The following is a 22,675-nucleotide window of genomic DNA, read 5'->3' as shown; positions in this document are numbered from 1 at the left end:
CACCATCACCGGTCTCACCATCACCGGTCTCACCATCACCGGTCTCACCATCACCGGTCTCACCATCACCGGTCTCACCACCAACTGCAGCAGTACGCTCTACAGCAATAAATTTTATAGGCTCTCGGTTTCCATCCACACTCTCCAATTCGAAATCAAACGTTGTTACTGCGCCACTTGATGTCGCCAACCCATAACTTGAGTTTGAAAAAAGAATATTTTCTTCACTCGCACCCTGAGGCATCATCAACCCACCCACCAGCTCCTGAAACTTCCCTACAGCATCTTTTTTCTCTATTACAGCAGGACTCTCTTTTTCCTTGACCCGGGATAACCTATAGTTCTCAGCAACAAAATCACCTCGCCTGACCTCTCTAATCAAATCCTCGGTAAGAAAGGTGATTGCCGCTTGCTTTTCGCTAAGCAGATCAACCTGACGATTGGTCTGAAACACGGTCAAAAAGAGCTGGCCGGCGCCCAAAATGATCACCAGGCCAATCAACATGGCGACCATTAGTTCGACAAGCGAAAACCCGGACGAAGATGACGGGATTCGGCGAGAAAAGCGTATATCCGGCATCATCAATTAATCTCCGGCAGTCGAAATATATAGACAAATTCGCTATCGGCATCACCCAAACGCTTTTCTTCCCAACTCACGACGGCCTGATATTCGCACTTAGGAAGATCAGCGCCGTTTCCATCCTTGTCTCTAATCACACTGCCAGCATCCGCAAATGGAGCCATATCGGGAAACCAGTGCCCCTTCCAATCCGTCGATACTTGAGCAATATCCGAAGGGCACTCTTGATCAGATGAAAACTCCTTCCAGACTCGCTCCTGGGCATCGACGGCGATCAAGGTGGCATAGGAGCGCTGATAAGCCGCATGGGCTCCTTGCAGGGACTTGAGCTGCATGGCTGCCACACCCAGCATGCCGATGGACAGCACCAACAGGGCAACCAGCGCCTCGATTAGGGTAAAGCCACTATACCGTGACTTGTATGATGAAGATGTCACCCCCCCTCCTCGGCACAATCTGCACGTCCAATTCGCCCAAGACTACTAATATCGATCAACCGACAATGTTTGCCACTCTCGACTTTCATCTCACAACCACCGTCACAGCTACCACCCTCAACCTTCCCTAACGAATTAAAGATAACGCTGAAATTATCAGCCACGAGCAGGCTGACACGATCATTACCGGAAGCTCTGACTCTCAAATCACTCCCACCAGAATCTTTAACTTCATAAGACCAGGAAGCTCCACCAGACTTGACCTTCAGGGTTACATTTTCTCGTCGCTTGACTGCCTCGCTCCTAGCTAGAGTTAGCCCGCCAAGAATTTGATTATAATCACTAGCCCACTGACTTCGCGCCATAACGCTTTGAAAACTCGGCACAGCCACGGTGGCCAAGGTGATAGCCACGGCGATGGTGACCAAAAGTTCAATCAGCGTAAATCCTTGGCATGACTGTCGATCACCAGCAGTCATCATTTGCTCCGCCCTGTTTGCCAGTGCTGTCGATCCACAATGTTTCACAAGCTACGGCAGGCTCGCCATCTATATGGCTAGCCACGACACTATATTCGTCACTATCAAAGCTTCCTGCATTCCCTTTACCCTTTGCAGTTATCTTGTAATAGCCTTCCTTCGATTTCAGATCAGAAAAATCAACACACGAATCACCTGCCGAATTTTTTTTCTTATAATCGTAAGTGGCGGTATAACAACGCTCTAGCCTGCTTGCGATATCCATAACCATGGCTTGGCCATCAGAAACTCTCGCTCGCTCCACATAACCCGTATAACTCGGGTACGCAATCGACGCCAAGATGCCGATGACGGCGACCGCAATCATCAGCTCGATAAGACTGAAGCCGTCGCTGTGCCGGGCAGTGCCTGCCGGACGCCGGGGAGTGCGTTGAGAGGTGTCGATGATCACGCGTGACGTCTCCCTACGAGTGATGTATTTGTTTCAGTATGTATCAAGAGGCGAGACTCCGGTAGGGTGATGGACCAAAAATGTCATGCTGCCAGGGTGAGCGGCATCCTGCACATATGCCATGACGGGCTAGGCGCTGAGTCGCTGCTGGCTACAGGGCATGATCGTCACCCCCTGACACCCATTCCCGTGTGGTGCGCCGCACACCCCTTCCCGGGAGACAGAAACGCCGCCGTCTTTCGGGTGACGGCGGCGTTTCCGGCTTGGCGCGGGCGGTGATTGCGGCGCCGCTACTCGCTGACGATCACGCGCTCACGCAGCTCGCGGGGCATGGAGAAGGTAATGGTCTCCTCACGGCCGGCGAGCTCCTCGGGGGCGCTGGCGCCGAGGCTCTTGAGCCGCTCGATCACGCCCTGCACCAGCACCTCCGGGGCGCTGGCGCCGGCGGTGACGCCGATGGCATTGACGCCCTCGAGCCAGGCCGGGTCGATCTGGTCGGCGTTGTCGACCAGATAGGCGGGGGTGCCGACCCGCTCGGAGAGCTCACGCAGGCGGTTGGAGTTGGAGCTGTTGAGGCTTCCCACCACCAGCACCAGGTCCGCGCCGTCGGCGAGTTCGCGCACGGCGTCCTGGCGGTTCTGGGTGGCGTAGCAGATGTCATCCTTGCGCGGCCCCTGGATGTCCGGGAAGCGGGCGCGCAGGGCGTCGATCACCTTGGCGGTGTCATCCATGGAGAGGGTGGTCTGGGTAACATAGGCCAGGCGACTCGGATCCTTCACCTCGAGCGTGGCCACGTCCTCCTCGTTCTCCACCAGATGAATGGTGCCGCCGAGGCTGGTGTCGTAGCGCCCCATGGTGCCTTCCACCTCGGGGTGGCCGGCGTGGCCGATCAGCACGCACTCCTGACCACGCCGGGCGTAGCGCAGCACCTCCAGGTGCACCTTGGTGACCAGCGGGCAGGTGGCGTCGAACACCTTGAGGCCACGCTGCTCGGCCTCCTCCTGCACGGCGCGAGAGACGCCATGGGCGGAGAAGATCACGATCACGTCGTCGGGTACCTCATGGAGCTCCTCGACGAATACCGCTCCCCGCTCGCGCAGGCTGTCGACCACGAAGCGGTTATGGACCACCTCATGACGCACGTAGATCGGCGGACCGAACACGTCCAGCGCACTGTTGACGATCTCGATGGCGCGGTCGACGCCAGCGCAGAAGCCACGGGGATTGGCGAGCCTGATTTGCATGGTGAGAAATTCCTTGATGCGAAACAGCATCAGTCTAGCTGATTGCCAGGGCGAAATGGCTTAGTGGGTAGTGGCCGGCACCACGTCGATGATCTCGACCTCGAAGGTCAGGGTGCGCCCCGCCAGCGGGTGGTTGAAGTCCACGTCCACCTGCTCCCCCTCGATGGCGCTGATCACGCCGGGAAGCTCGCCGCCGGCGGGGTCCGCGAAGGACATCACGGTGCCGATCTCCAGGGGCTCTTCACCGAAGTCATCGCGCTTGAGGCGCTGGATGTTCTGCGGGTTGTGCTGGCCGAAGGCGTGCTCCGGGGTGATCTCGAAGGTGGCGCTCTCGCCGGCGCTCATGCCCTTCATGGGGTGTTCGAAGCCGGGCGGCAGGTTGCCGTCGCCCAGCAGGAAGGTGGCCGGGGCCTTGTCGCGGGTGGAGTCCACCACGGTGCCGTCTTCCAGCTTGAGGGTGAAGTGCAGGGTCACTTCCATGCCCTCGTCGATGCGGTGCTGCGGGCTGTTCTGGTCGGTCATGGGAATTGGGACTCGGTAAACAGGATTTCGGTTCGGTAATCTTGCTAGGGCCGGGTGGCACCGCCGGGGCGCCTTCGGCGCCATTCGGCGAAACGTCGCACCGCCGGCGGTGCCGGCCTCCTACAAATTCTCGCGGTTGTCTTGGGTGGCCTAGTCCCGGTGGCGGGCGCGGCGCTTCTCGCCGAACACCGACTCCCAGATCAGCCCGATGGCGCCCAGGGTGATGCCGATGTCCGCCACGTTGAAGGCGGGGTAGTACCAGCCCGCCGCGTGGAAGGAGAGGAAGTCGACCACATAGCCGTGCACCAGGCGGTCGTAGAGGTTGCCCAGGGCGCCGCCGATGATCATCGCCAGCGACGCCGCGAGCAGCGTCTCGTCACGCTTGAGCCGGCGCATCCAGAGCGTCAGGCCGATGCTGGCCCCCACCGCGATGGTGGCGAACAGCCAGCGCTGCCAGCCGGGGTGGCTGGCCAGGAAGCTGAAGGCCGCGCCGGTGTTGTGCAGCAGCGTCAGGTTGAAGAACGGCAGCACCTCCACCGGCCGGGCGAACGGCAGCCAGGCAGAGGCGGCGTACTTGGTGGCCAGGTCGAGCACGACCACCGCCAGCGCCAGCCATAGCCAGCGCAGGGGCTGGTGCATCGGCGGTATGGGCGACACCTCACGCATAGCGACGCGTCTCGCCCGGGCCATCCGGCAGGTTGCTGATGCAACGGCCGCAGAGGTCGACATGCGCGGCGTGGCTGCCCACATCCTCGCGGTGGTGCCAGCAGCGCTCGCACTTCTGGTTCGGGCTCTCGTTGACGGCGACCCTGAGGCCCTCGAGCTCGGTGGCCTCGGCCCCCTCGGGCGTTTCACCCTCGGCCAGCGGTGCCAGGCGCACCTCGCTGGTCAGCATCACGAAGCGCAGCTCGTCGCCCAGCTTGGCCAGCGTGGCGTGCAGGGCATCGTCCACATGGAGGGTGACCTCGGCGGCCAGGCTGCCCTTGATCGCCTTGGCGTTACGGGCGTCTTCCAGGCACTTGTTGACCGCCTGCTTGACGTTGAGCACCTGCTCCCAGAAGTCGCGGCCCATCTCGGCATCATCGGCCAGGGTCTCGAGCCCGGTGTAGTACTCCTCGAGCAGCACGCTGTCGCCGCGCGCCCCGGGGATATGCTCATGGATCTCCTCGGCGGTGAAGCTGAGGATCGGCGCCACCCAGCGCGAGAGTGCCTCGACCACATGATAGAGCGCGGTCTGGGCGCTGCGGCGTGCCACCGAGTCGGCCTGGGTGGTGTACTGGCGGTCCTTGATCACGTCCAGGTAGAAGCCGCCCAGCTCGCGGGCACAGAAGCCGTGCACCTGCTGGTAGACATCGAGGAAGCGGTACTCCTCATAGGCGGTCTCGATGCGTGCCTGCAGCTGGGCGGCGCGATCCACCACCCACTGGTCCAGGGCCAGCATCTCATCGAATGGCAGCGCGTCGCGCTGCGGCTCGAAGCCATTGAGGTTGGCGAGCAGGAAGCGCGAGGTGTTGCGGATACGGCGATAGACATCGGCGGTGCGCTTGAGGATCTCGTCGGAGACCGCCATCTCGCCGGAGTAGTCGGTGGAGGCGGCCCACAGGCGCAGGATATCGGCGCCGAGCTTGTCCATCACCTGCTGGGGGGCGACCACGTTGCCCACCGACTTGGACATCTTGCGGCCCTGGGCATCCACGGTGAAGCCGTGGGTGAGCAGGCCACGGTACGGCGGGTGGCCGTCGATGGCGCAGCCGGTCAGCAGCGAGGAGTGGAACCAGCCGCGGTGCTGGTCGGAGCCCTCCAGGTAGAGGTCGGCGCGCGGGCCGCTCTCATGGCCGTGGGGGTGCGAACCCCGCAGCACATGGCGATGGGTGGTGCCGGAGTCGAACCACACGTCCAGGGTATCGGTGACCTTGTCGTAGTCGGCGGCTTCCTCGCCCAGCAGCTCGGCGGGATCGAGGCGGAACCAGGCATCGATGCCCTCGGCCTCGACGCGCTTGGCGGCCTCCTCCATCAGCTCGACGGTGCGCGGGTGCAGCTCGCCGCTGGCCTTGTGCAGGAAGAACGGAATCGGCACGCCCCAGTTGCGCTGGCGGGAGATACACCAGTCGGGGCGGTTGGCGATCATGCTGTGCAGGCGCGCCTTGCCCCAGGCCGGGGTGAAGCGGGTGGCCTCGATGCCCTCGAGCGCACGCTCGCGCAGGGTGCGGCCATCCTTGCCGGCCACGTCCATGCCCACGAACCACTGGGCGGTGGCGCGGTAGATCACCGGCGTCTTGTGGCGCCAGCAGTGCATGTAGCTGTGGGTGATCGGCTTGTGAGCCATCAGCGCGCCGACCTCCTCGAGCTTGGCGACGATCTGAGGGTTGGCCTTCCAGATCATCTGGCCGCCGAAGAACGGCAGGCTGTCGACGTAGACGCCATTGCCCTGCACCGGGCTCTCGATCTCGTCGAAGGTCATGCCATGGGCACGGCAGGTCACGAAGTCATCCACGCCGTAGGCCGGCGCCGAGTGGACGATGCCGGTGCTGCCCACCTCACACTCCACGTAGTCGGCCAGATAGACCGGCGACAGGCGCTCATAGAGCGGATGGCGGAAGCGGATGCCGTCGAAGGCCTCGCCACGGGCGGTGGCGATCACCTCGCCGCTCAGGCCGAAGCGCTCCAGGCACGACTCCACCAGCTCCTCGGCCAGCACCAGCAGCCGCTCGCCGGTGTCCACCAGGGCGTAGGTGAACTCCGGGTGCATGTTGAGCGCCTGGTTGGCGGGAACGGTCCAGGGCGTGGTGGTCCAGATGACCACCGCGGCCGGCTTGGGCAGCGCCTCCAGGCCGAAGACGGCCGCCAGGCGGTCCGCGTCCTCGATCGTGAAGGCCACGTCGATGGCGTCGGACTGCTTGTCCTGGTACTCCACCTCGGCCTCGGCCAGTGCCGAGCCACAGTCGAAGCACCAGTTGACCGGCTTCAGCCCCTTGAACACATAGCCGGCCTCGACCATATCGGCCAGCGCGCGGATCTCGCCCGCCTCGTTGGCGTAGTCCATGGAGCGGTAGGGGTTGTCCCAGTCGCCGATCACACCCAGGCGCACGAAGTCCTTGAGCTGCTCCTGGATCTGCTCGGCGGCATACTCGCGGCACAGCTCGCGGGCGCGCTCGGGCTCCAGCTGCTTGCCGTGGGTGGTCTCCACCTTGTGCTCGATGGGCAGGCCGTGGCAGTCCCAGCCGGGCACGTAGGGGGCATCGAAGCCGGCCAGGTTCTTCGACTTGACGATGATGTCCTTGAGGATCTTGTTGACGGCGTGACCGATATGAATGCTGCCATTGGCGTAGGGAGGGCCATCGTGCAGCACGAACAGCTCACGACCCTGGCGCGCCTCGCGCAGGCGGTGGTAGATATCCTGCTGCTGCCACTGGGCCAGCCGCTCGGGCTCGCGCTTGGGCAGCATGCCGCGCATGGGGAAGTCGGTTTCTGGCAGGTTCAGAGTGGGCTTGTAGTCGCTCATATTCTGGGGATCAGCCGTCGTCATGGTCGGCGGAGATACCCGCCGAGGAATCGAGTGTCACGGCCTCGCGCGCCAGCGGCGCCGATGCCAGAGGAAGAGAATCATCGTTACCAAGGGTCTCGGGGTGCCGAGAACCGCTCGCACCGGCTTCGGGGTGCCGAAAAGCGTACGCACCGGCTTCGGGGTGCTGAAAAAAATAATCGCGAGCACGCTGCTGGTCGAGACCGATCTGATGCTTGAGCGCCGCGAAGTCCTCGAACTTCACCTCGCCGCGCAGCTTGGCACAGGGCATCACCACCAGCCGCTCGCCATAGAGGTCACCGTCGAAGTCGAACAGGTGCACCTCGAGCACCGGCCGCACGCTGCCCACCGTGGGCCGCCAGCCGATATTGGCCACCCCCGGCAGACGGCGACCATCGGGCAGTTCGGTCAGTACCGCATAGACCCCATGCAGCGCCAGGGAGCGCATCGGCTGGGGCAGATTGGCGGTGGGCACGCCGATGGTACGGCCGAGCTTCTGGTCGGCCACCACGCGGCCGCCCAGACGATAGGGCCGCCCCAGCAGGCGTGCCGCGGCCTCGAAGTTGCCGCTGGCCAGCAGGGTGCGAATACGGCTGCTGGAGACCCGCTCATCGTCGATGGTGAAGGTGCGGGTATGCTCCACGCCGAAGCCTTCGGCCTCGCCCACCGCGGTCAGCAGATGGAAGTCGCCACGGCGGTCGCAGCCGAAGCGGAAGTCATCGCCCACCACCAGGTGGCGCACGCCCAGCCCCTGGATCAGCACCCGCTGGATAAAGGCCTCGGCGGTCAGGCTGCGCAGGGCGTCGTTGAACGGCAGGCAGAGCACACGCTCCACCCTCGCCTCGCCGAGCAGCCGCACCTTGTCGCGCAGGCGGGTAAGCCGCGGCGGCGCCTGGTCTTCGGCGAAGAACTCGCGGGGCTGTGGTTCGAACACCACCACCGTCACCGGCAGGCCGAGACGCCGGGCCTGCTCGCGACACTGCTCGAGAATCGCCTGATGCCCGCGGTGGACCCCATCGAAGTTGCCGATGGTGGCCACGCAGCCACGATGCTCGTCGCGCAGGTTGTGCAGTCCTCGAATCACTTGCATGGCGTGCTGGAGCCCCGCTCGGCGTCGAATGGTGGTTAAATCGTCGATTATACCGGACAGACGGCCCCTTGACAGCCGGGCCAGCCTAGCCCTTCATCCTGAAGTGCCTGAGCCGCACCCCGGTAGCGGCCAGCCAGGCGAAGTAGAGGCCCGCACCACCGACCACCAGCGCCGCCAGCCAGGCGACACGCTGCCAGACACCCCAGCCGAGCCACGCCTGCCAGTCGGGAGAGAACCACCAGAGGCCGAGCCCCATCACTGCGCAGCCACCCAGCAGCTGGACCGCATAGCGGCCCCAGCCGGGCTGGAACACCAGCACGCCCTGCTTCCTGAGCAGCCAGCCCAGCAGGCCGGCGTTCATGAATGCCGAGAGCGCGGTGGCCAGCGCCAGGCCGGCGTGGGCCAGGGGCCAGATCAGGATCAGGTTGAAGATCATATTCGCGACCATGGCGATGATGCCGACCTTCACCGGGGTCTTGGTGTCCTGGCGGGCGAAGAAGCCCGGTGCCAGCACCTTGATCAGCATGAAGGCCACCAGCCCCAGGGAGTAGGCGCGCAGACTCATCGCCGCCATGGCGATGTCGCGCTCGGTCATGGCCCCGTAGTGGAACAGCGAGATCAGCAGCGGCTCGGCGAGCAGGGCCAGGGCCAGGGCCGCGGGCAGCCCCAGCAGCAGCACGGTGCGGATCGCCCAATCGAGCATGGCGCTGAAATGCTCGCCAGACTGCTCGGCATGGCGGCGCGACAGGGCCGGCAGGATCACGGTGCCGATGGCGATGCCGAACACCCCCAGCGGCAGCTCCACCAGGCGGTCGGAGTAGTAGAGCCAGGAGACGCTTCCCGCCGCCAGCAACGAGGCGAGCACGGTATCCAGCAGCAGATTGATCTGCGATACCGAGACACCGAACAGCGCCGGCACCATCAGCTTCATGATCCGTTTGACGCCGGCATGGGCGAAGCTGGGCCAGGGCCGCGGCGCCAGCCCCAGCCGCACCAGAAAGGGCACCTGGAAGGCGAGCTGGGCCACACCGGCGATCAACACCCCCCAGGCCAGCGCCATGGCCGGCTCGCTCATCAGCGGGGTCAGCAGCAGCGCCGCCCCGATCAGCGAGAGATTGAGCAGCACCGGAGTAAAGGCCGGCACCGCGAAGCGGTTCCAGGTGTTGAGCACGCTGCCGGCAAAGGCCGTAAGCGAGATCAGCAGCAGATAGGGGAAGGTGAGGCGCAGCATGTCGGCGGTAAGCGCCAGCTTGGCCGGGTCACGACCGAAGCCGGGGGCGAACACCCATACCAGCCAGGGGGCGGCGAACATCGCCAGCGCAGTCAGTAGAAACAGCACCGCGGCCAGGCTGCCGGAGACGGCATCGAGCAGTTCGCGCACCTCGCGTCGGCTGCCCCGGGTGGCGTACTCCGATAGCACCGGCACGAAGGCCTGATTGAAGGCGCCCTCGGCGAACAGCCGGCGCATGAAGTTGGGGATCTTGAAGGCGACGAAGAAGGCGTCGGCCCCCTGCCCCGCGCCGAACAGCGCGGCGATCACCACGTCACGCGCCAGCCCCATTACCCGCGAGAGCATGGTCATCACGCCGACCACCAGGCCCGAGCGCATCAGACCGCCGCCCTTGGGGGCCACTACCCTGTCGTTCTCGTCCACCGCTGCCGGTGGCGCCTGTTCGCGATCCGCCACGTCTGTTCCTCGGCTTGATAACTAACGGCCACAAAAAAACCGGCCGCAGCCGGTTTTTTCACGAGATGCCGGCCAGTGGCCGGCTCTCGATGGCATCGGACCGGCTTAGGCAGCCAGGGCCTTGATGCGCTTGTTCAGGCGGCTCTTCAGGCGCGCGGCCTTCTTCTTGGAAAGCACGTCCTTGTCGGCGATGCGGTCGATGACCGGCTGCGCCTTCTGGAAGGCGGTCATCGCCTCGGCGTGGTCACCACCGTTGATGGCGGTGATAACGCGCTTGATGTAGGTGCGGACCATGCTGCGCTGACTGGCCTTCAGGACACGACGACCTTCGGCCTGACGGGCGCGCTTGCGAGCTTGCTTGCTGTTTGCCACTTGCTGTCTCCTTGGAGATTCTTCGCCGCCCGTGTAATGACGGCTGCGATAACGTATTGATCCGGCAGCAAAGAGTCATCTTTACCGCCGGTTTGGCCATCTGGCCGACCGCTGCTGGTGCGGCGATCGTTCACGGGCCGTGTCTGAGAGGATGGCGCATCCTACCATAGCCCGGGCGGGGCTTGCCATAGGTCCTGGTCTATAACACAGGGCTACAGCACCACCAGGTTGTCGCGATGGATCAGCTCCGGCGCTTCCATAAAGCCGAGGATCGCCTCGATCTGGTGGCTGGGCTGCCCGATGATGCGCTGTGCGTCGTCGAGCCCATAGTTGACCAGCCCCTTGGCCACCCGCTCACCCTGCTCGTCGACACACAGCACCATATCGCCGCGCCGAAACTGCCCGGCGGCCGCCCTCACCCCGACCGGCAGCAGGCTGGAGCCGCTTTCGCGCAGCACCTTCACCGCGCCGGCGTCCAGGGTCAGGGTGCCGCGCACCTGGAGCTGCCCGGCCAGCCAGCGCTTGCGCGCCGCCATGGGGGCCTGATCGGGCCGCAACAGGGTGCCCAGGCGCTCGCCATCGACCAGCCGAACCAGCACATCGGACTGGCGACCGCTGGCAATGGCGGTGACGGCACCGGAGCGCGCCGCCAGGCTGGCGGCACGAATCTTGGTGGTCATGCCGCCACGCCCCAGCGCCCCGCCGCCGCCGGCCACGGCCGCCAGGGCCGGGTCGTCGGCACGCCCCTCGGCGATCAGCCGGGCATCGGGATTCAAGCGCGGGTCGGCGTCGAACAGCCCCTCCTGGTCGGTGAGAATGACCAGGGCGTCGGCCTGCAGCAGGTTGGCCACCAGGGCCCCCAGGGTGTCGTTGTCGCCAAAGCGGATCTCGTCGGTGACCACGGTGTCGTTCTCGTTGATCACCGGCACCACCCGCAGGTCGACCAGGGTGCGCAGCGCCGAGCGTGCATTGAGGTAGCGCTTGCGGTTGGAGAGGTCATCGTGGGTCAGCAGCACCTGGGCGGTGAGCAGATCATGGCGTGCGAAGTGACCCTCGTAGCACTCGGTGAGGCCATTCTGGCCTACCGCCGCCGCGGCCTGCAGCTCATGCACCGCCGAGGGGCGCGCCTGCCAGCCGAGTCGCACCATGCCCGCGGCCACGGCGCCGGAGGAGACCAGCACCACCTCGATGCCACGCCGATGCAGCGTGGCGATCTGATCGACCCAGCCGCCGATCGCCGCCTCGTCGAGATCACGCCCGTCGTTGGTCAGCAGGGCGCTGCCGATCTTTACCACCACCCGGCGGGCGCCCTTCAGCGCCTCGCGACCCATCACCTGCTCGTCACTGTCCATTCGCTCATAACCCTGGCATCCATGGGGTCAGACCCCCAACCAGATGGGGTCTGACCCCATCGACTCCCGGCACCGACAAGAGCTCTCTCAGGGCGCGTATTCAACTTCGACATCGTAGTCGTCGTCATCGAAGTCATCATCGTCCTCGGCGGAGGGCTTGCGCTTGCGCCCCAGGCGCGCCTCGGTACGGGCCACTGCCTCTTCCTCCATGCGCTCGCGCATCTCGCGGGCGCGCTCGGCGGCCTCCTCGTCCTCGTTCTCCAGGCGGCGCTGCTCGGTGAGCCAGCGGTAGGCCGCCTGCACCAGCGCATCGGTGCCATCGCTACCGATCGCCGAGACACGGAACACCGGACCCTCCCAGCCCAGGCGACGCACGATCTCGTCGGCCGTGGCCTCGCGCTCCTCCGGCGGGAGCAGGTCGAGCTTGTTGAGCACCAGCCAGCGCGGCAGCTCGGCCAGGGCCGGCGAGAACTCGCCCAGCTCGTGGATGATCGCCTCGGCGGCCTCCACCGGATCGGACTCGTCGAAGGGCGCCACATCCACCACGTGGAACAGCAGCCGAGTGCGAGTCAGGTGCTTGAGGAAGCGCAGTCCCAGGCCGGCGCCATCCGAGGCACCCTCGATCAGCCCCGGCACATCGGCCATCACGAAGTGCTCGTGCATGCCGAGCTTCACCACCCCCAGGTTGGGCACCAGGGTGGTAAAGGGGTAGTTGGCCACCTTGGGCTTGGCCGCCGAGACGGCGCGAATCAGCGTCGACTTGCCCGCGTTGGGCAGGCCCAGCAGCCCCACGTCGGCCATCACCTTCATCTCCAGACGCAGGTTGCGGCGCTCGCCATCGGTACCTGGCGTGGTGCGACGCGGCGCCCGGTTGGTGGAGGACTTGAAGTGGATATTGCCAAGCCCGCGGCGGCCACCCTGGGCGACCAGCACCACCTGGCCGATCTCGGTGACGTCGGCGATCACCTCGAGGGTGTCCTCGTCGATCACTGTGGTACCCACCGGCACCTTGACGTGCAGGTCCTCACCGGCCTTGCCGCTCATCTGCCGACCCATGCCGGGCTGGCCGTTCTGGGCCTTGTAGAAGCGCTGGTACTTGAAGTCGATGAGGGTGTTGAGGGCGTCGTCACCGATCAGGTAGACGCTGCCACCATGGCCGCCGTCGCCGCCATCGGGGCCACCCTTGGGCACGTATTTCTCGCGCCGGAAGCTGAGGCAGCCGTTGCCCCCCTTGCCGGCTTCCACAATGATCGAGGATTCGTCGACGAACTGCATCTGTCACTCTCCAGGCTGCCTGTACCGCTCCGGCCGCCATAATAAAGACAAGAAGGCCCCGCCATGGCGGGGCCTTCTCGCGGCAAGAATCAGGTGTCTCAGGCAGAGACGACGCTGACGAACTTGCGGTTCTTCGGACCCTTGGTCTCGAACTTGACCACGCCTTCGTCCAGAGCGAACAGGGTGTGGTCCTTGCCGATACCGACGCCAGTGCCGGCGTGGAACTTGGTGCCGCGCTGGCGAACGATGATGTTGCCGGCGGTCACGGCCTGGCCACCGAAGAGCTTGACGCCAAGGCGCTTGGATTCGGAATCGCGACCGTTACGGGTAGAACCCGCTGCCTTCTTATGTGCCATGGTATAAACCTCCGTTCAGGGGGATGGACCGCTTAGGCGGAGATCCCGGTGATCTTGACTTCAGTGAACCACTGACGGTGGCCCTGACGCTTCATGCTGTGCTTGCGGCGACGGAACTTGATGATGGTGACCTTGTCGCCACGGCCGTGGGAAACGACCTCGGCAGAGACCTTGGCACCGTCAACCAGGGGAGCGCCGACCTTGACCTCGTCGTCGCTGCCGACCAGCAGCACTTCGTCGAAGTCGATGGACTCGCCGGTCGGGACTTCGATCTTCTCGAGCTTCAGGGTCTGGCCTTCCTGAACGCGGTACTGCTTGCCACCGCTCTTGATAACTGCGTACATGCTTTTCTCTCCAGGACTCATCGGGTTGGGCTCTTCGTCGGCCTGCTTCGAGTGGCGCCCCTTTCGGCAACCATCTGACAGGGAGCGAGATGAGTGGGTCGCGAATTATAACGACAGGCGACCCGGCAGACAACCCGCGAGATGGGCGTTTCTGCCGCCGCCTTGACGCCCCCGAGGACGCCCCATAGCATGGCCGGCAATCCAAGGCCAGCAGGGGGCCGCCTCGCCCCGGCCCAACCGACTGTTGATACCGCCTACATGCCCATCCACGCTTCCGCTTCCGACACCGCCGCCCCCTCCCCGATCCACGCCGTCGTGGCCGAGGACTTCGCCGCCGTCAACCGCACCATCATGGCCAAGCTCGGCTCTCGCATCCCGCTGGTCGAGACCATCGGCCAGCACATCATCGTCAGCGGCGGCAAGCGCCTGCGCCCGCTGCTGGTGCTGCTGGCGGCCCGTGCACTGGGCTACCGGGACGATCGGCATATCACGCTGGCCACCCTGATCGAGTTCATGCACACCTCCACCCTGCTGCATGACGACGTGGTGGACGAGTCGCATCTGCGCCGCGGCAAGGCCACCGCCAACGACGCCTGGGGCAACGCCCCCTCGGTGCTGGTCGGCGACTTCCTCTACTCGCGCTCCTTCCAGATGATGGTCGAGGTGGGCTCCATGCGCATCATGGATGTGCTCTCCTCCGCCACCTGCGTGATCGCCGAGGGCGAGGTGCAGCAACTCACCAATGTGGGCAACCCGGATATCGACGAGGCCGCCTACTTCGAGACCATCCAGGGCAAGACCGCCATGCTGTTCGAGGCGGCCAGCCATAGCGGCGCCATCCTCGCCGAGGCGACTCCCGAACAGGAGTCCGCGCTGCAACTCTATGGCCGTTACCTGGGCCTGGCCTTCCAGCTGATCGACGACCTGCTCGACTACCAGGGCGACGCCGAGGCGATGGGCAAGAACGTCGGCGACGACCTGGCCGAAGGCAAGCCCACCCTGCCGCTGATTCAGGCCATGGCCAAGGGCACCCCGGAGCAGACCAGGGTGATCCGCAAGGCGATTCGCCAGGGGGGGCTGGATCACCTGCAGGAGGTCCTGGAGATCATCAACGCCACCGGCGCCCTGGAGTACACCCGCCAGCGCGCCGTGGAGATGGCCGACCTGGCCCTGGCTCAGCTCGAGGCGCTGCCCGAAAGCCCCTACCGCGACAGCATGGCCGAGCTGGCCCACCTCGCGGTGGATCGCCAGGCATGAAAAGGCCTGGCGGGGTTGCATTTTCCCGCCATCTGCGTAAACTACGCTGCGTCGATCAGGGACACTCCTCGAAAACGACATCGGAGTATAGCTCAGCTTGGTAGAGCGCTGCCTTCGGGAGGCAGAGGTCGTAGGTTCGAATCCTGCTACTCCGACCAAGAACATCAGTAAAAACGGCCACTTAGCTCATCAGAGCGGTGGCCGTTTTGCGTTGCCAGCCTTCCAGGTTCCAAATAGGTTCCAAGCGCCAGGAAGTCGTCTGCGCAGGCTCCACAAGCGGCTGGGGGCAGCGCGATCACGCCTGCCATGCTCAGCTCAGCGACTTCGCCAGCGAGGACGAGTGCCAGACCTGGCTGGCACAGCGGCTCAACCATTTCGTCAACGTTTCCCGCCCGCGCCTGAAGGCGATGGCCAGGCAAAGGAAGCCTGCTGACTGTTACAGGACCTCGATGAACTCTCGCAATCGGTCTGCCGTGACGATCAGACCACAGGCCGCCAGGGTGTCGAGGTACTCCTCGGCGCTTCTTGGCGGCTTGCGCAGGCTGCGCACGGTGGCGATGGACGGTCCTGAGCACCAGCCCTCATTCAGCTCGAACTGCTGCTCCAGGAAGGTATCGGGATGGACGGCCTCGATACCGAAGCGGGCCAGGGTATCGGCCGGGAAGTCCTTCAAGTTGAAGGTGACGATCAATTGCGCCCCGGCGCGAATGGCTGCGGCCAGCACGTGGCGGTCGTCAGGGTCGGGCAGCTCGAGAGCGGGGATCAACGGCTCGTGCCCGGTGACCAGCGCATCCGGCACCGCCCGATTCATGAGCTTGACGGTTCGCGGCAGCGCTTTGGCAAGCTCTGGGCGATTATTGAGCAGGTTGCGCGTCCACTCGCCGTGAATCTGCTCGGTCCAGTGCGCCGCGTAGAGCCCCGAAGTAGCCAGTCTCATCAGCAGATCCCGCAAGGGTGCGGGGTAGAGCACGCAGGCGTCGTAGACGACCACGAAGCGCATCAGTAGCCCATATCCAGGTCCTGAGCCTGATCGGCCAGCTCCTGAAGGGCGGCCTCGGAGACCTCCTCCTGCTGGCGCTTGTAGGCCAACAGATCCTGCAGACGAATGCGACGGTGTGTGCCCACTCGGGAGAAGGGAACTGCACCCTCCTCGAGCAGCTTGACCAGGTGGGGCCGCGAGACATTGAGCATGTTGGCGGCTTCCTGGGTCGTCACCTCGGCATGGGTGGGGAGGATGGTCACGGCATTGCCCTGTGCCATCTCGGTCAGCAGGTCACGCAGCAGCACCAGCGCCTGACGGGGCAGCACCAGGTCCGCCCCATCCAGCTTGATATGCGCACGGTCGCTGTCGGGCCGCTCGCGTAGCAGCTGGCTAAGCTCGGTGGCGCTGGCCCTGGCCAGGTGGGTGAGCTCGAGGTTGTCGGGCACGGTATCTTGAGTGGCAACGTTCATGTCATGTCCTCCACGCAGCCCGCTACTGCAGGCTACCGTCTCGTGTTCTATCGGTACCTGTCAGGCTATTCGAAATAAACAAAAATCGCAATATCCGAAACAAGCTGCTGACCTGTCACTGGCATGCTGAGGGAAATGCATTCACACAGATAGCCACAGCATGGGAGGACCCGAAAACACGGATGCTGGAGAAGCCCTTCATCGACCAGTACTTCCTGAAGAGCGAGGACGTTAAACGGCCACTTAGCTCATCAGAGCGGTGGCCGTTTTGCGTTGCCGACGACTCCCGCCTGCCTCAAGCGGGGGTCATGTGATAGCTCAGGTCACGGTGATCACCCCGCAGCCGGCGATATGGCTGACCTTATGGGAGACACTGCCGAATATCATGCCGCGCACATTGCCGAGCCCACGGCTGCCCATCACGATGACGTCGGCGCCAATCGTTTCCGCCCGCTCCTTGATCTGCTCGGCGGGACGCCCCTGAGACACGCTCTCCTTCACGTCCAGGCCGTCGAGATCGACCAGGGAGCGCGCCTGATCGATCACCTTGCGAGCCTTGTCCCTCATCGCCTGCGCCATCTGCTCACGCTCCTCCTCGGAGAAGGGGTCGGCGGAGCCGCCGACAAACAGCCCGACGTTGTCTGGCGGATACTCCGCCACGGTCATCAGATGCAGCGTCGATGCCCCGGCACGAGCCAGGGAGGCGGCGACCCTCAGCGCCTTGATGGCGTGTTCGGAACCGTCGAGGGGAACCAGAATCTTGGCGTACATGGCGTCACTCCTGCAGCAGCCGAGAGGTAAGGGGCGCGGCACGGCCCGCTTCTCTCAGCATAGCCCTTCGGTAGGGCTTCGCTTCGCTCCAAGCCCCCTCCCCGGTCTTCGCCGGCATGACGGTGGCATCAGTCGTCGTCCTCGTCAGTCTCGCCCCCCGCCGCCTGTCGCCGGGAGTGCGCCTTGCGGGCCCGATTGCGCCGATAGAGTCGCACCAGGGCGATCCATAGCGCGGCCACCACCATGGCCGCCAGGGTCCAGCCCTGCCAGGGGCGGGCGGCGTCGCCCATGACGGTTTCCAGGGTGATGATCAGGATAAAACCCAGCGCCTGACTGGCGATGGCCAGGGCACGCAGGGTGTCGAAGGCAGGCTTGGCCATGGCGGCTCCCGGTGGCGGATGCTTCGGCTAGGATCGGACCCCGCGGATGACAGCCCCGCCAACCGGCAGTAGGCTTGGCAGGATCCAGGATCGGCTGCACCACATTGTACCCCCTGGCCTTTCGTTCGCCGACCCTGCCCTCAAGGAGCCACACCCCTAAGGAGTCGCCACCCCATGGATGCCATCGCCCTGGGTCCCGTCCTGCTCTCGCTGCCGCGCCTCTACGCCTTCGTGGCTGCCCTGCTGCTACTGGGTGCCAGCGCCTGGCTGCTCGGCCTGCCCCGGCGCGCCCACTCCCGCTGGTTCAATGGCCTGCTGCTGGCCTGGCTGCTCGGCGCGAGGATCGGCCATGTGGCGCTCCACCCTGATGCCTATGCCGCCGCCCCGCTGGATGCCCTCAAGCTGTGGCAGCCCGGCTATCACGGGCTCTGGGGCCTGATGGCCGGCCTGATCTGGAGCGGCTGGATGCTGCGCGACCACCTGGGCCGTCTGGTTGGCGCCATGGCGCTACTGGTCGTGGTCTCGGCACTCTGGCTGGCCACCGTCACCCTGGCGCCCTTCGGCGGTGGCATGGCTCTGAAGACCCTGCCCGACCTCGCTCTGGAAAACCTCGAGGGCGAGACCGTCAATCTGCGTGAGCTCGAGGGCGAGCGCGTCGTGCTGAATCTATGGGCCACCTGGTGCCCGCCCTGCCTGCGCGAGATGCCGCTGCTGGCCGAGGCGAGCGCTCGGGACGATGTTACCGTGGTGGTGGCCAACCAGGGCGAGTCGCTGCTGCAGGTGGTGCGCTACCTCGACGACCAGGCACTCGACTTTCGCTACCCGCTGCTCGACCCGCACCAGGAGCTGATGGTACTCAGCGAGTCTCCCGGCCTGCCCACCACCCTGCTGTTCAACGCCGAGGGCCACGCCGTGGAGCAGCATGTCGGCGAGCTGACCCGCGCCCAACTGGATCGCTGGCTGGGGCAGGAGAGCTCCGAGCCTTAGCCCTAGGCCTCGGCCCTGGCGATCCTCAGGCCATGCTTGCGGAGCTTGCGCACCACGCTCGGCTGACTGATGCCCAGGCGCCTGGCGATGGCATAGGTCGAGTCCAGCGCGCCGCACAGCCCCGCCAGGATGTCGCGCTCGGTGCGCGCCAGGGCCGACGCCAGTGACTCGCTCTCTCCCAACGCCGAGGCAGGCTCAGCCCCCACCGGCTCGGGACTCGATTCGGCCAGCTCCACATCGCTCGGTTCCGCCATCGGGCGCGGCAGCTCACCCAGCTCCTGATGGCGAATGACATCACCCTCCGCCGATAGCCAGGCGCGCTCCAGCACATTCTCCAGCTCGCGCACATTGCCGGGCCACTCCCAGCCCATCAGCGACTGCCACACGCTGCGCGCCAGCATCTTGTCGCGCCCGTAGCGCCGATTGAGACGCCCGAGCTGACGCTCGACAAGCCCCGGAATATCCTCGCGACGCTCGCGCAGCGGGGGCAGGGTGACCGGAATCACGTTCAGGCGGTAGTAGAGGTCGAGCCGAAACAGCCCCTCCTCCACCCGCGCCGAGAGGTCCTGGTTGGTGGCCACCACCAGGCGAAAGTCCACGCGCCTCGGCGCGCTGTCGCCGAGCCGAGTGATGAAGCCATCCTGGATGGTCTTGAGCAGTTTGGTCTGCACCGCCAGGGGCAGCTCGCCGATCTCATCGAGAAACAGGGTGCCGCCCTCGGCCTGTTCGATCAGCCCCACACGCCCACCGGGGGCGGCGCCGGAGAAGGCGCCGGGGCGATAACCGAACATTTCCGACTCGAACAGGCTCTCGGGAATGGCGGCACAGTTGACGTCGATGAAGGGGCCGTCGCAACGCGAGCTCCAGCGGTGAAGCTGGCGGGCGAAGGCGGTCTTGCCCACCCCGGACTCCCCCAGCATCAGCACGGTGGCATCGGTAGGGGCGACCCGCCGCAGCAGCAGGGCCACCTCACGCATCAGCTGGCTCTTCACCTCGAGCTCATCCAGCTCCGCCTCCAGCGCCTCGGCGTCGGTCTCCAGCGCATGCCCCCGGCGGAGATGCTCACTGAAGCGGCGCTGCAGCAGCGCATACTCCTGTTGCAACAGCTGCAGATCGGTCATGTCCATGGAGCGGCTCACCACCGCCACCAGGCGCTCGTCCTCGAACACGGGGTGCGCCTGGGCGATGACCCGCCGCCCGGTACCGGTACGCTGCTCCAGCTGCACCGGCCTGCCCGTTCGGATGACCTCCAGGCTCACCGAGGGCGTCAACACACCGTCGGCCTCCAGCCGCTGGACGCTGGTGGCACAGAGGGCCTCACGGGACATGCCATAGACCGCCGCCGCCCCGGGGCTGACATCCCGGATACGGCCATCGGGCGCGACGATAAAGAAGTGATCGTGGGCGGTGTCGATGATGGTCTTGAGGATCAGGGCGTCATGCTCGGACATCGGTGATTCACTCCTGGATCGCGATCCATTATTGTATCACGCCACTCCGGCATACCGATCCAGGAATGAATCACCCTCCCCTCCCACACGCCCCGAGGCCATAGCATCCCGCCTCACTTTTTAATCTTTGGTCTAACGAAACCGACATTGGCACGCATCCTGCTTTTCCAGGGGTATCGCACCGGCCTCACGTGGCCAGGCATATCCATCAGCTTCACAGGAGCCCTGCATGAGCGACTTCAACCAGCCTCTCGGCGGCAACGAGATGCCGCGTTTCGGTGGACCCGCCACCATGATGCGCCTGCCCACCCAGGAGAGCGCTGCCGGCCTCGATGCCGCCTTTATCGGCATCCCGATGGATATCGGCACCTCCAACCGGCCCGGAACTCGTCTGGGGCCGCGACAGATTCGCGATGAGTCGCGCATGCTGCGGCCCTACAACATGGCCACCCGTGCGGCCCCCTTCGACAGCCTGCAGGTGGCGGATATCGGCGACGTGCCGATCAACACCTTCAATCTGCCGAAGAACCTGGACATCATCAGCCGGTTCTACGATGACGTACTGGCTCATGACTGTGTTCCGCTGACCCTGGGCGGCGACCACACCCTGACTTGGCCGATCCTGCGCGCCATCGCCAGGAAGCATGGCCCGGTCGGCCTGATCCATATCGATGCCCACGCCGACGTCAACGAGCACATGTTCGGTGAGGAGGTCGCCCACGGCTGCCCCTTCCGTCGCGCCCAGGAGGAGGGCCTGCTGGATGCCAACCGCGTGGTGCAGATCGGCCTGCGCGGCACCGGTTACGCCGCCGAGGACTTCGACTGGTGTCGTCAGCAGGGCTTCCGTGTCGTCCAGGCCGAGCAGTGCTGGCACAAGTCGCTGGAGCCGTTGATGGCCGAGGTGCGCGAGCAGATGGGCGACGGTCCGGTGTATATCTCCTTCGATATCGATGGCCTCGACCCCTCCGTGGCACCCGGCACCGGCACCGTGGAGATGGGCGGACTGACCTCCGCCCAGGGTCTGGAGATCGTGCGTGGCGCCCAGGGGCTCAACATCGTCGGTGGCGATCTGGTCGAGGTGGCACCGCCCTACGACCCCAGCGGCAATACCGCCCTGATGGGCGCCACGCTGCTGTACGAGATGCTGTGTGTCCTGCCCGGGGTCAAGCGCCGCGACTGACTCACCCCGGGGCCAGGGAGAGGCCCCGACAACCGCCTGATGGCGCCCCTCAGCGGGCGCCCACCATTACAACAGCAATGAGTAATCGCCCCATGTCCTCCCATCTGCATTCCGCCGACAAGATCACGACCGAAGGGGGCAAGCTGAGCACCCACGGTCTGATCAAGTTCCTCGTCCCCTCGTTGATCGGCATCCTGCTGTTCCTGGTGCCCTTCTCGGTGGGTGACACCATCAACATCGGCATGGGCCTGGCCGCCGACTGGCTCAAGGCCACTCTCGGCGACGCCCTGCCCGCCATCGCCACCGTGGTGCTCTGCCTCTCCATCCTGCTGACCCTGGTGGTCAAGCTGACACGGCCCGGCTGGGCCCGCCAGGGCGCGATGAAGGAGCTCTTCGACATCTCGCCGCTATGGGTGGTGATGCGCGCCCTCGGCGCTGCGTTCGCGCTGATGACCTACTTTCAGGTCGGCCCGCAGATGATCACCGCCTCCTTCACCGGTGGGGTGATGCTCAACGACCTGGCGCCGGTCCTGCTGACCTTCTTCTTCTTCGCCGCCATTCTGCTGCCCTTCCTGGTCGATTTCGGCTTCATGGAGTTTATCGGCTCCATGGTGCGCACCCCGTTCCGCAAGATCTTCGGCCTGCCCGGGCGCAGCGCCATCGACGCGACCGCCTCCTGGATGGGCTCGGGCACCGTCGGCGTGCTGATCACCACCCAGCAGTACGAACAGGGCTTCTATAACGCCCGCGAGGCCTCGGCCGTTGCCACCAACTTCTCCATCGTCTCCATCGCCTTCGCCCTGCTGGTGACCAGCTTCATTGGCATCAACCATCTGTTCATCCCCTTCTACCTGACCGTGGTGGTGGCCGGCCTGGTGGCTGCCGTGATCGTGCCTCGCCTGCCGCCCCTGTCACGCAAGTCCAACGACTACTATGAGCCGGTCGGCTGCCAGATCCAGGAGGAGAACACCGGCGACCAGAGCCTGCTGCGCTACAGCCTGGGCATCGCCGTGGCTCGCGCCGAGAAGGCTCCGGGTCCGCTGAAGCTGGTCCGCCTGGCCCTCTTCAACGTCGCCGACATCTTCTTCGGCCTGCTGCCGCTGGTCATCGCCATCGGTACCGTGGCGCTGGTACTGGCCGAGTTCACCCCGCTGTTTACCTGGCTCTCCATGCCGATGGTGCCGGTACTCGAGTGGATGGGCCTGCCCGAAGCCGAGGCCGCCGCACCGGCCACCCTGGTGGGCTTCGCCGACATGTTCCTGCCGGCGGTGCTGGCCAGCGACATCGAGAGCGAGCTCACCCGCTTCGTTATCGCCTGCCTGTCGCTGACCCAGCTGATCTACATGTCCGAGATCGGCGCCCTGCTGCTGAAGTCCCGCATTCCCCTCAAGCTGTGGGAACTGGTGGTGATCTTCCTGCTGCGTACCGCCATCACGCTGCCCATCATCGTGATCATGGCCCACTGGCTGGTGGGGTAAAGGG

Annotated in this window: 24 protein-coding genes and 1 tRNA gene; 5 read left to right on the top strand and 20 right to left on the bottom strand. The window is 65.0% G+C overall.

The features are described 5' to 3' along the window. The 15 genes from E0702_RS12150 to rplU all read right to left on the bottom strand — a co-directional run. A partial coding sequence (locus E0702_RS12150; protein WP_240721730.1) for a PilW family protein occupies positions 1–583 on the bottom strand: 583 nt, incomplete at its 3' end. Continuing rightward, positions 583–1,020: a type IV pilus modification protein PilV gene (pilV, locus tag E0702_RS12145; RefSeq protein ID WP_132044201.1), complete on the bottom strand. Its 438-nt coding sequence runs from the start codon at positions 1,018–1,020 to the stop codon at positions 583–585. The genes pilV and E0702_RS12150, both read right to left, overlap by 1 nt. Then, entirely contained in the window at positions 1,017–1,499 is a 483-nt protein-coding gene (locus tag E0702_RS12140; protein ID WP_165927527.1) for a GspH/FimT family pseudopilin, read from the bottom strand. Before E0702_RS12140 ends, pilV begins: the two co-directional genes overlap by 4 nt. Next, a complete protein-coding gene (locus E0702_RS20080; protein ID WP_132044199.1) occupies positions 1,486–1,950 on the bottom strand; it encodes a type IV pilin protein in 465 nt (154 codons plus the stop codon). Before E0702_RS20080 ends, E0702_RS12140 begins: the two co-directional genes overlap by 14 nt. Before the next feature lie 290 nt (positions 1,951–2,240). After that, the gene (gene ispH, locus E0702_RS12130) at positions 2,241–3,194 is read right to left on the bottom strand and encodes a 4-hydroxy-3-methylbut-2-enyl diphosphate reductase (protein WP_132044197.1); all 954 of its coding nucleotides are present in this window, start codon (positions 3,192–3,194) and stop codon (positions 2,241–2,243) included. A 60-nt stretch (positions 3,195–3,254) separates the two neighbouring features. Further along, entirely contained in the window at positions 3,255–3,716 is a 462-nt protein-coding gene (gene fkpB / locus E0702_RS12125) for an FKBP-type peptidyl-prolyl cis-trans isomerase (RefSeq protein ID WP_132044195.1), read from the bottom strand. 150 nt (positions 3,717–3,866) lie between these two features. Further along, a complete protein-coding gene (gene lspA, locus E0702_RS12120; RefSeq protein ID WP_132044193.1) occupies positions 3,867–4,382 on the bottom strand; it encodes a signal peptidase II in 516 nt (171 codons plus the stop codon). Further along, positions 4,375–7,218, bottom strand: a complete 2,844-nt coding sequence (gene ileS, locus E0702_RS12115; protein WP_205741928.1) for an isoleucine--tRNA ligase — start codon at positions 7,216–7,218, stop codon at positions 4,375–4,377. The genes lspA and ileS overlap by 8 nt, the downstream gene beginning before the upstream one ends. A 10-nt stretch (positions 7,219–7,228) precedes the next feature. Then, a complete protein-coding gene (gene ribF, locus E0702_RS12110) occupies positions 7,229–8,329 on the bottom strand; it encodes a bifunctional riboflavin kinase/FAD synthetase (protein WP_132044189.1) in 1,101 nt (366 codons plus the stop codon). An 85-nt stretch (positions 8,330–8,414) separates the two neighbouring features. Next, positions 8,415–9,938 (bottom strand): murein biosynthesis integral membrane protein MurJ, encoded by a 1,524-nt coding sequence (murJ, locus tag E0702_RS12105; protein ID WP_132044209.1) that lies wholly within the window; start codon positions 9,936–9,938, stop codon positions 8,415–8,417. Positions 9,939–10,121: 183 nt separating this feature from the next. Next, the gene (rpsT, locus tag E0702_RS12100) at positions 10,122–10,388 is read right to left on the bottom strand and encodes a 30S ribosomal protein S20 (protein WP_132044187.1); all 267 of its coding nucleotides are present in this window, start codon (positions 10,386–10,388) and stop codon (positions 10,122–10,124) included. 212 nt (positions 10,389–10,600) lie between these two features. Next, a complete protein-coding gene (gene proB / locus E0702_RS12095; RefSeq protein WP_132044185.1) occupies positions 10,601–11,740 on the bottom strand; it encodes a glutamate 5-kinase in 1,140 nt (379 codons plus the stop codon). A gap of 87 nt (positions 11,741–11,827) precedes the next feature. Continuing rightward, positions 11,828–13,015, bottom strand: coding sequence for an Obg family GTPase CgtA (gene cgtA, locus E0702_RS12090; protein ID WP_132044183.1), 1,188 nt, complete (start codon positions 13,013–13,015; stop codon positions 11,828–11,830). A 98-nt stretch (positions 13,016–13,113) separates the two neighbouring features. Next, positions 13,114–13,371, bottom strand: a complete 258-nt coding sequence (gene rpmA / locus E0702_RS12085) for a 50S ribosomal protein L27 (RefSeq protein ID WP_132044181.1) — start codon at positions 13,369–13,371, stop codon at positions 13,114–13,116. A 32-nt stretch (positions 13,372–13,403) separates the two neighbouring features. Beyond that, a complete protein-coding gene (rplU, locus tag E0702_RS12080; RefSeq protein WP_132044179.1) occupies positions 13,404–13,715 on the bottom strand; it encodes a 50S ribosomal protein L21 in 312 nt (103 codons plus the stop codon). Positions 13,716–13,973: 258 nt separating this feature from the next. On the opposite strand from rplU, the gene ispB reads away from it, so the two are divergent. Then, positions 13,974–14,972, top strand: a complete 999-nt coding sequence (gene ispB / locus E0702_RS12075) for an octaprenyl diphosphate synthase (RefSeq protein WP_132044177.1) — start codon at positions 13,974–13,976, stop codon at positions 14,970–14,972. A gap of 81 nt (positions 14,973–15,053) precedes the next feature. After that, positions 15,054–15,130, top strand: a tRNA-Pro gene (locus E0702_RS12070). A 278-nt stretch (positions 15,131–15,408) separates the two neighbouring features. Here E0702_RS12070 and E0702_RS12065 read toward each other — a convergent pair. From E0702_RS12065 to E0702_RS12050, 4 genes are all read right to left on the bottom strand, one after another. Next, positions 15,409–15,972 carry a PIN domain-containing protein gene (locus E0702_RS12065; RefSeq protein ID WP_132044175.1) on the bottom strand — a complete coding sequence of 188 codons (564 nt, stop codon included), beginning with the start codon at positions 15,970–15,972 and terminating at the stop codon, positions 15,409–15,411. Beyond that, positions 15,972–16,424: a helix-turn-helix domain-containing protein gene (locus tag E0702_RS12060; RefSeq protein WP_132044173.1), complete on the bottom strand. Its 453-nt coding sequence runs from the start codon at positions 16,422–16,424 to the stop codon at positions 15,972–15,974. The genes E0702_RS12065 and E0702_RS12060 overlap by 1 nt, the downstream gene beginning before the upstream one ends. Positions 16,425–16,742: 318 nt before the next feature. Continuing rightward, complete coding sequence (locus E0702_RS12055; protein ID WP_132044171.1) at positions 16,743–17,195, bottom strand: universal stress protein; 453 nt, start codon at positions 17,193–17,195, stop codon at positions 16,743–16,745. 128 nt (positions 17,196–17,323) lie between these two features. After that, positions 17,324–17,575 (bottom strand): hypothetical protein, encoded by a 252-nt coding sequence (locus E0702_RS12050; RefSeq protein WP_132044169.1) that lies wholly within the window; start codon positions 17,573–17,575, stop codon positions 17,324–17,326. Between the two features lie 174 nt (positions 17,576–17,749). Here E0702_RS12050 and E0702_RS12045 point away from each other — a divergent pair, with 174 nt between their 5' ends. Then, positions 17,750–18,562, top strand: coding sequence for a TlpA family protein disulfide reductase (locus tag E0702_RS12045; protein WP_132044167.1), 813 nt, complete (start codon positions 17,750–17,752; stop codon positions 18,560–18,562). A 2-nt stretch (positions 18,563–18,564) separates the two neighbouring features. On the opposite strand, the gene E0702_RS12040 is transcribed toward E0702_RS12045, so the two are convergent. Continuing rightward, a complete protein-coding gene (locus E0702_RS12040; RefSeq protein ID WP_132044165.1) occupies positions 18,565–20,013 on the bottom strand; it encodes a sigma-54 interaction domain-containing protein in 1,449 nt (482 codons plus the stop codon). 229 nt (positions 20,014–20,242) lie between these two features. Between E0702_RS12040 and speB the strand changes: the two genes are divergently transcribed. Then, positions 20,243–21,193: an agmatinase gene (speB, locus tag E0702_RS12035; protein ID WP_132044163.1), complete on the top strand. Its 951-nt coding sequence runs from the start codon at positions 20,243–20,245 to the stop codon at positions 21,191–21,193. Positions 21,194–21,285: 92 nt separating this feature from the next. Then, positions 21,286–22,671, top strand: coding sequence for a YjiH family protein (locus E0702_RS12030; RefSeq protein ID WP_132044161.1), 1,386 nt, complete (start codon positions 21,286–21,288; stop codon positions 22,669–22,671). Positions 22,672–22,675: the final 4 nt, after the last annotated feature.

This window comes from Halomonas marinisediminis (assembly GCF_004347715.1).
Lineage (GTDB): Bacteria > Pseudomonadota > Gammaproteobacteria > Pseudomonadales > Halomonadaceae > Halomonas > Halomonas icarae.
This window is presented reverse-complemented; position numbering and strand designations above follow the sequence as displayed.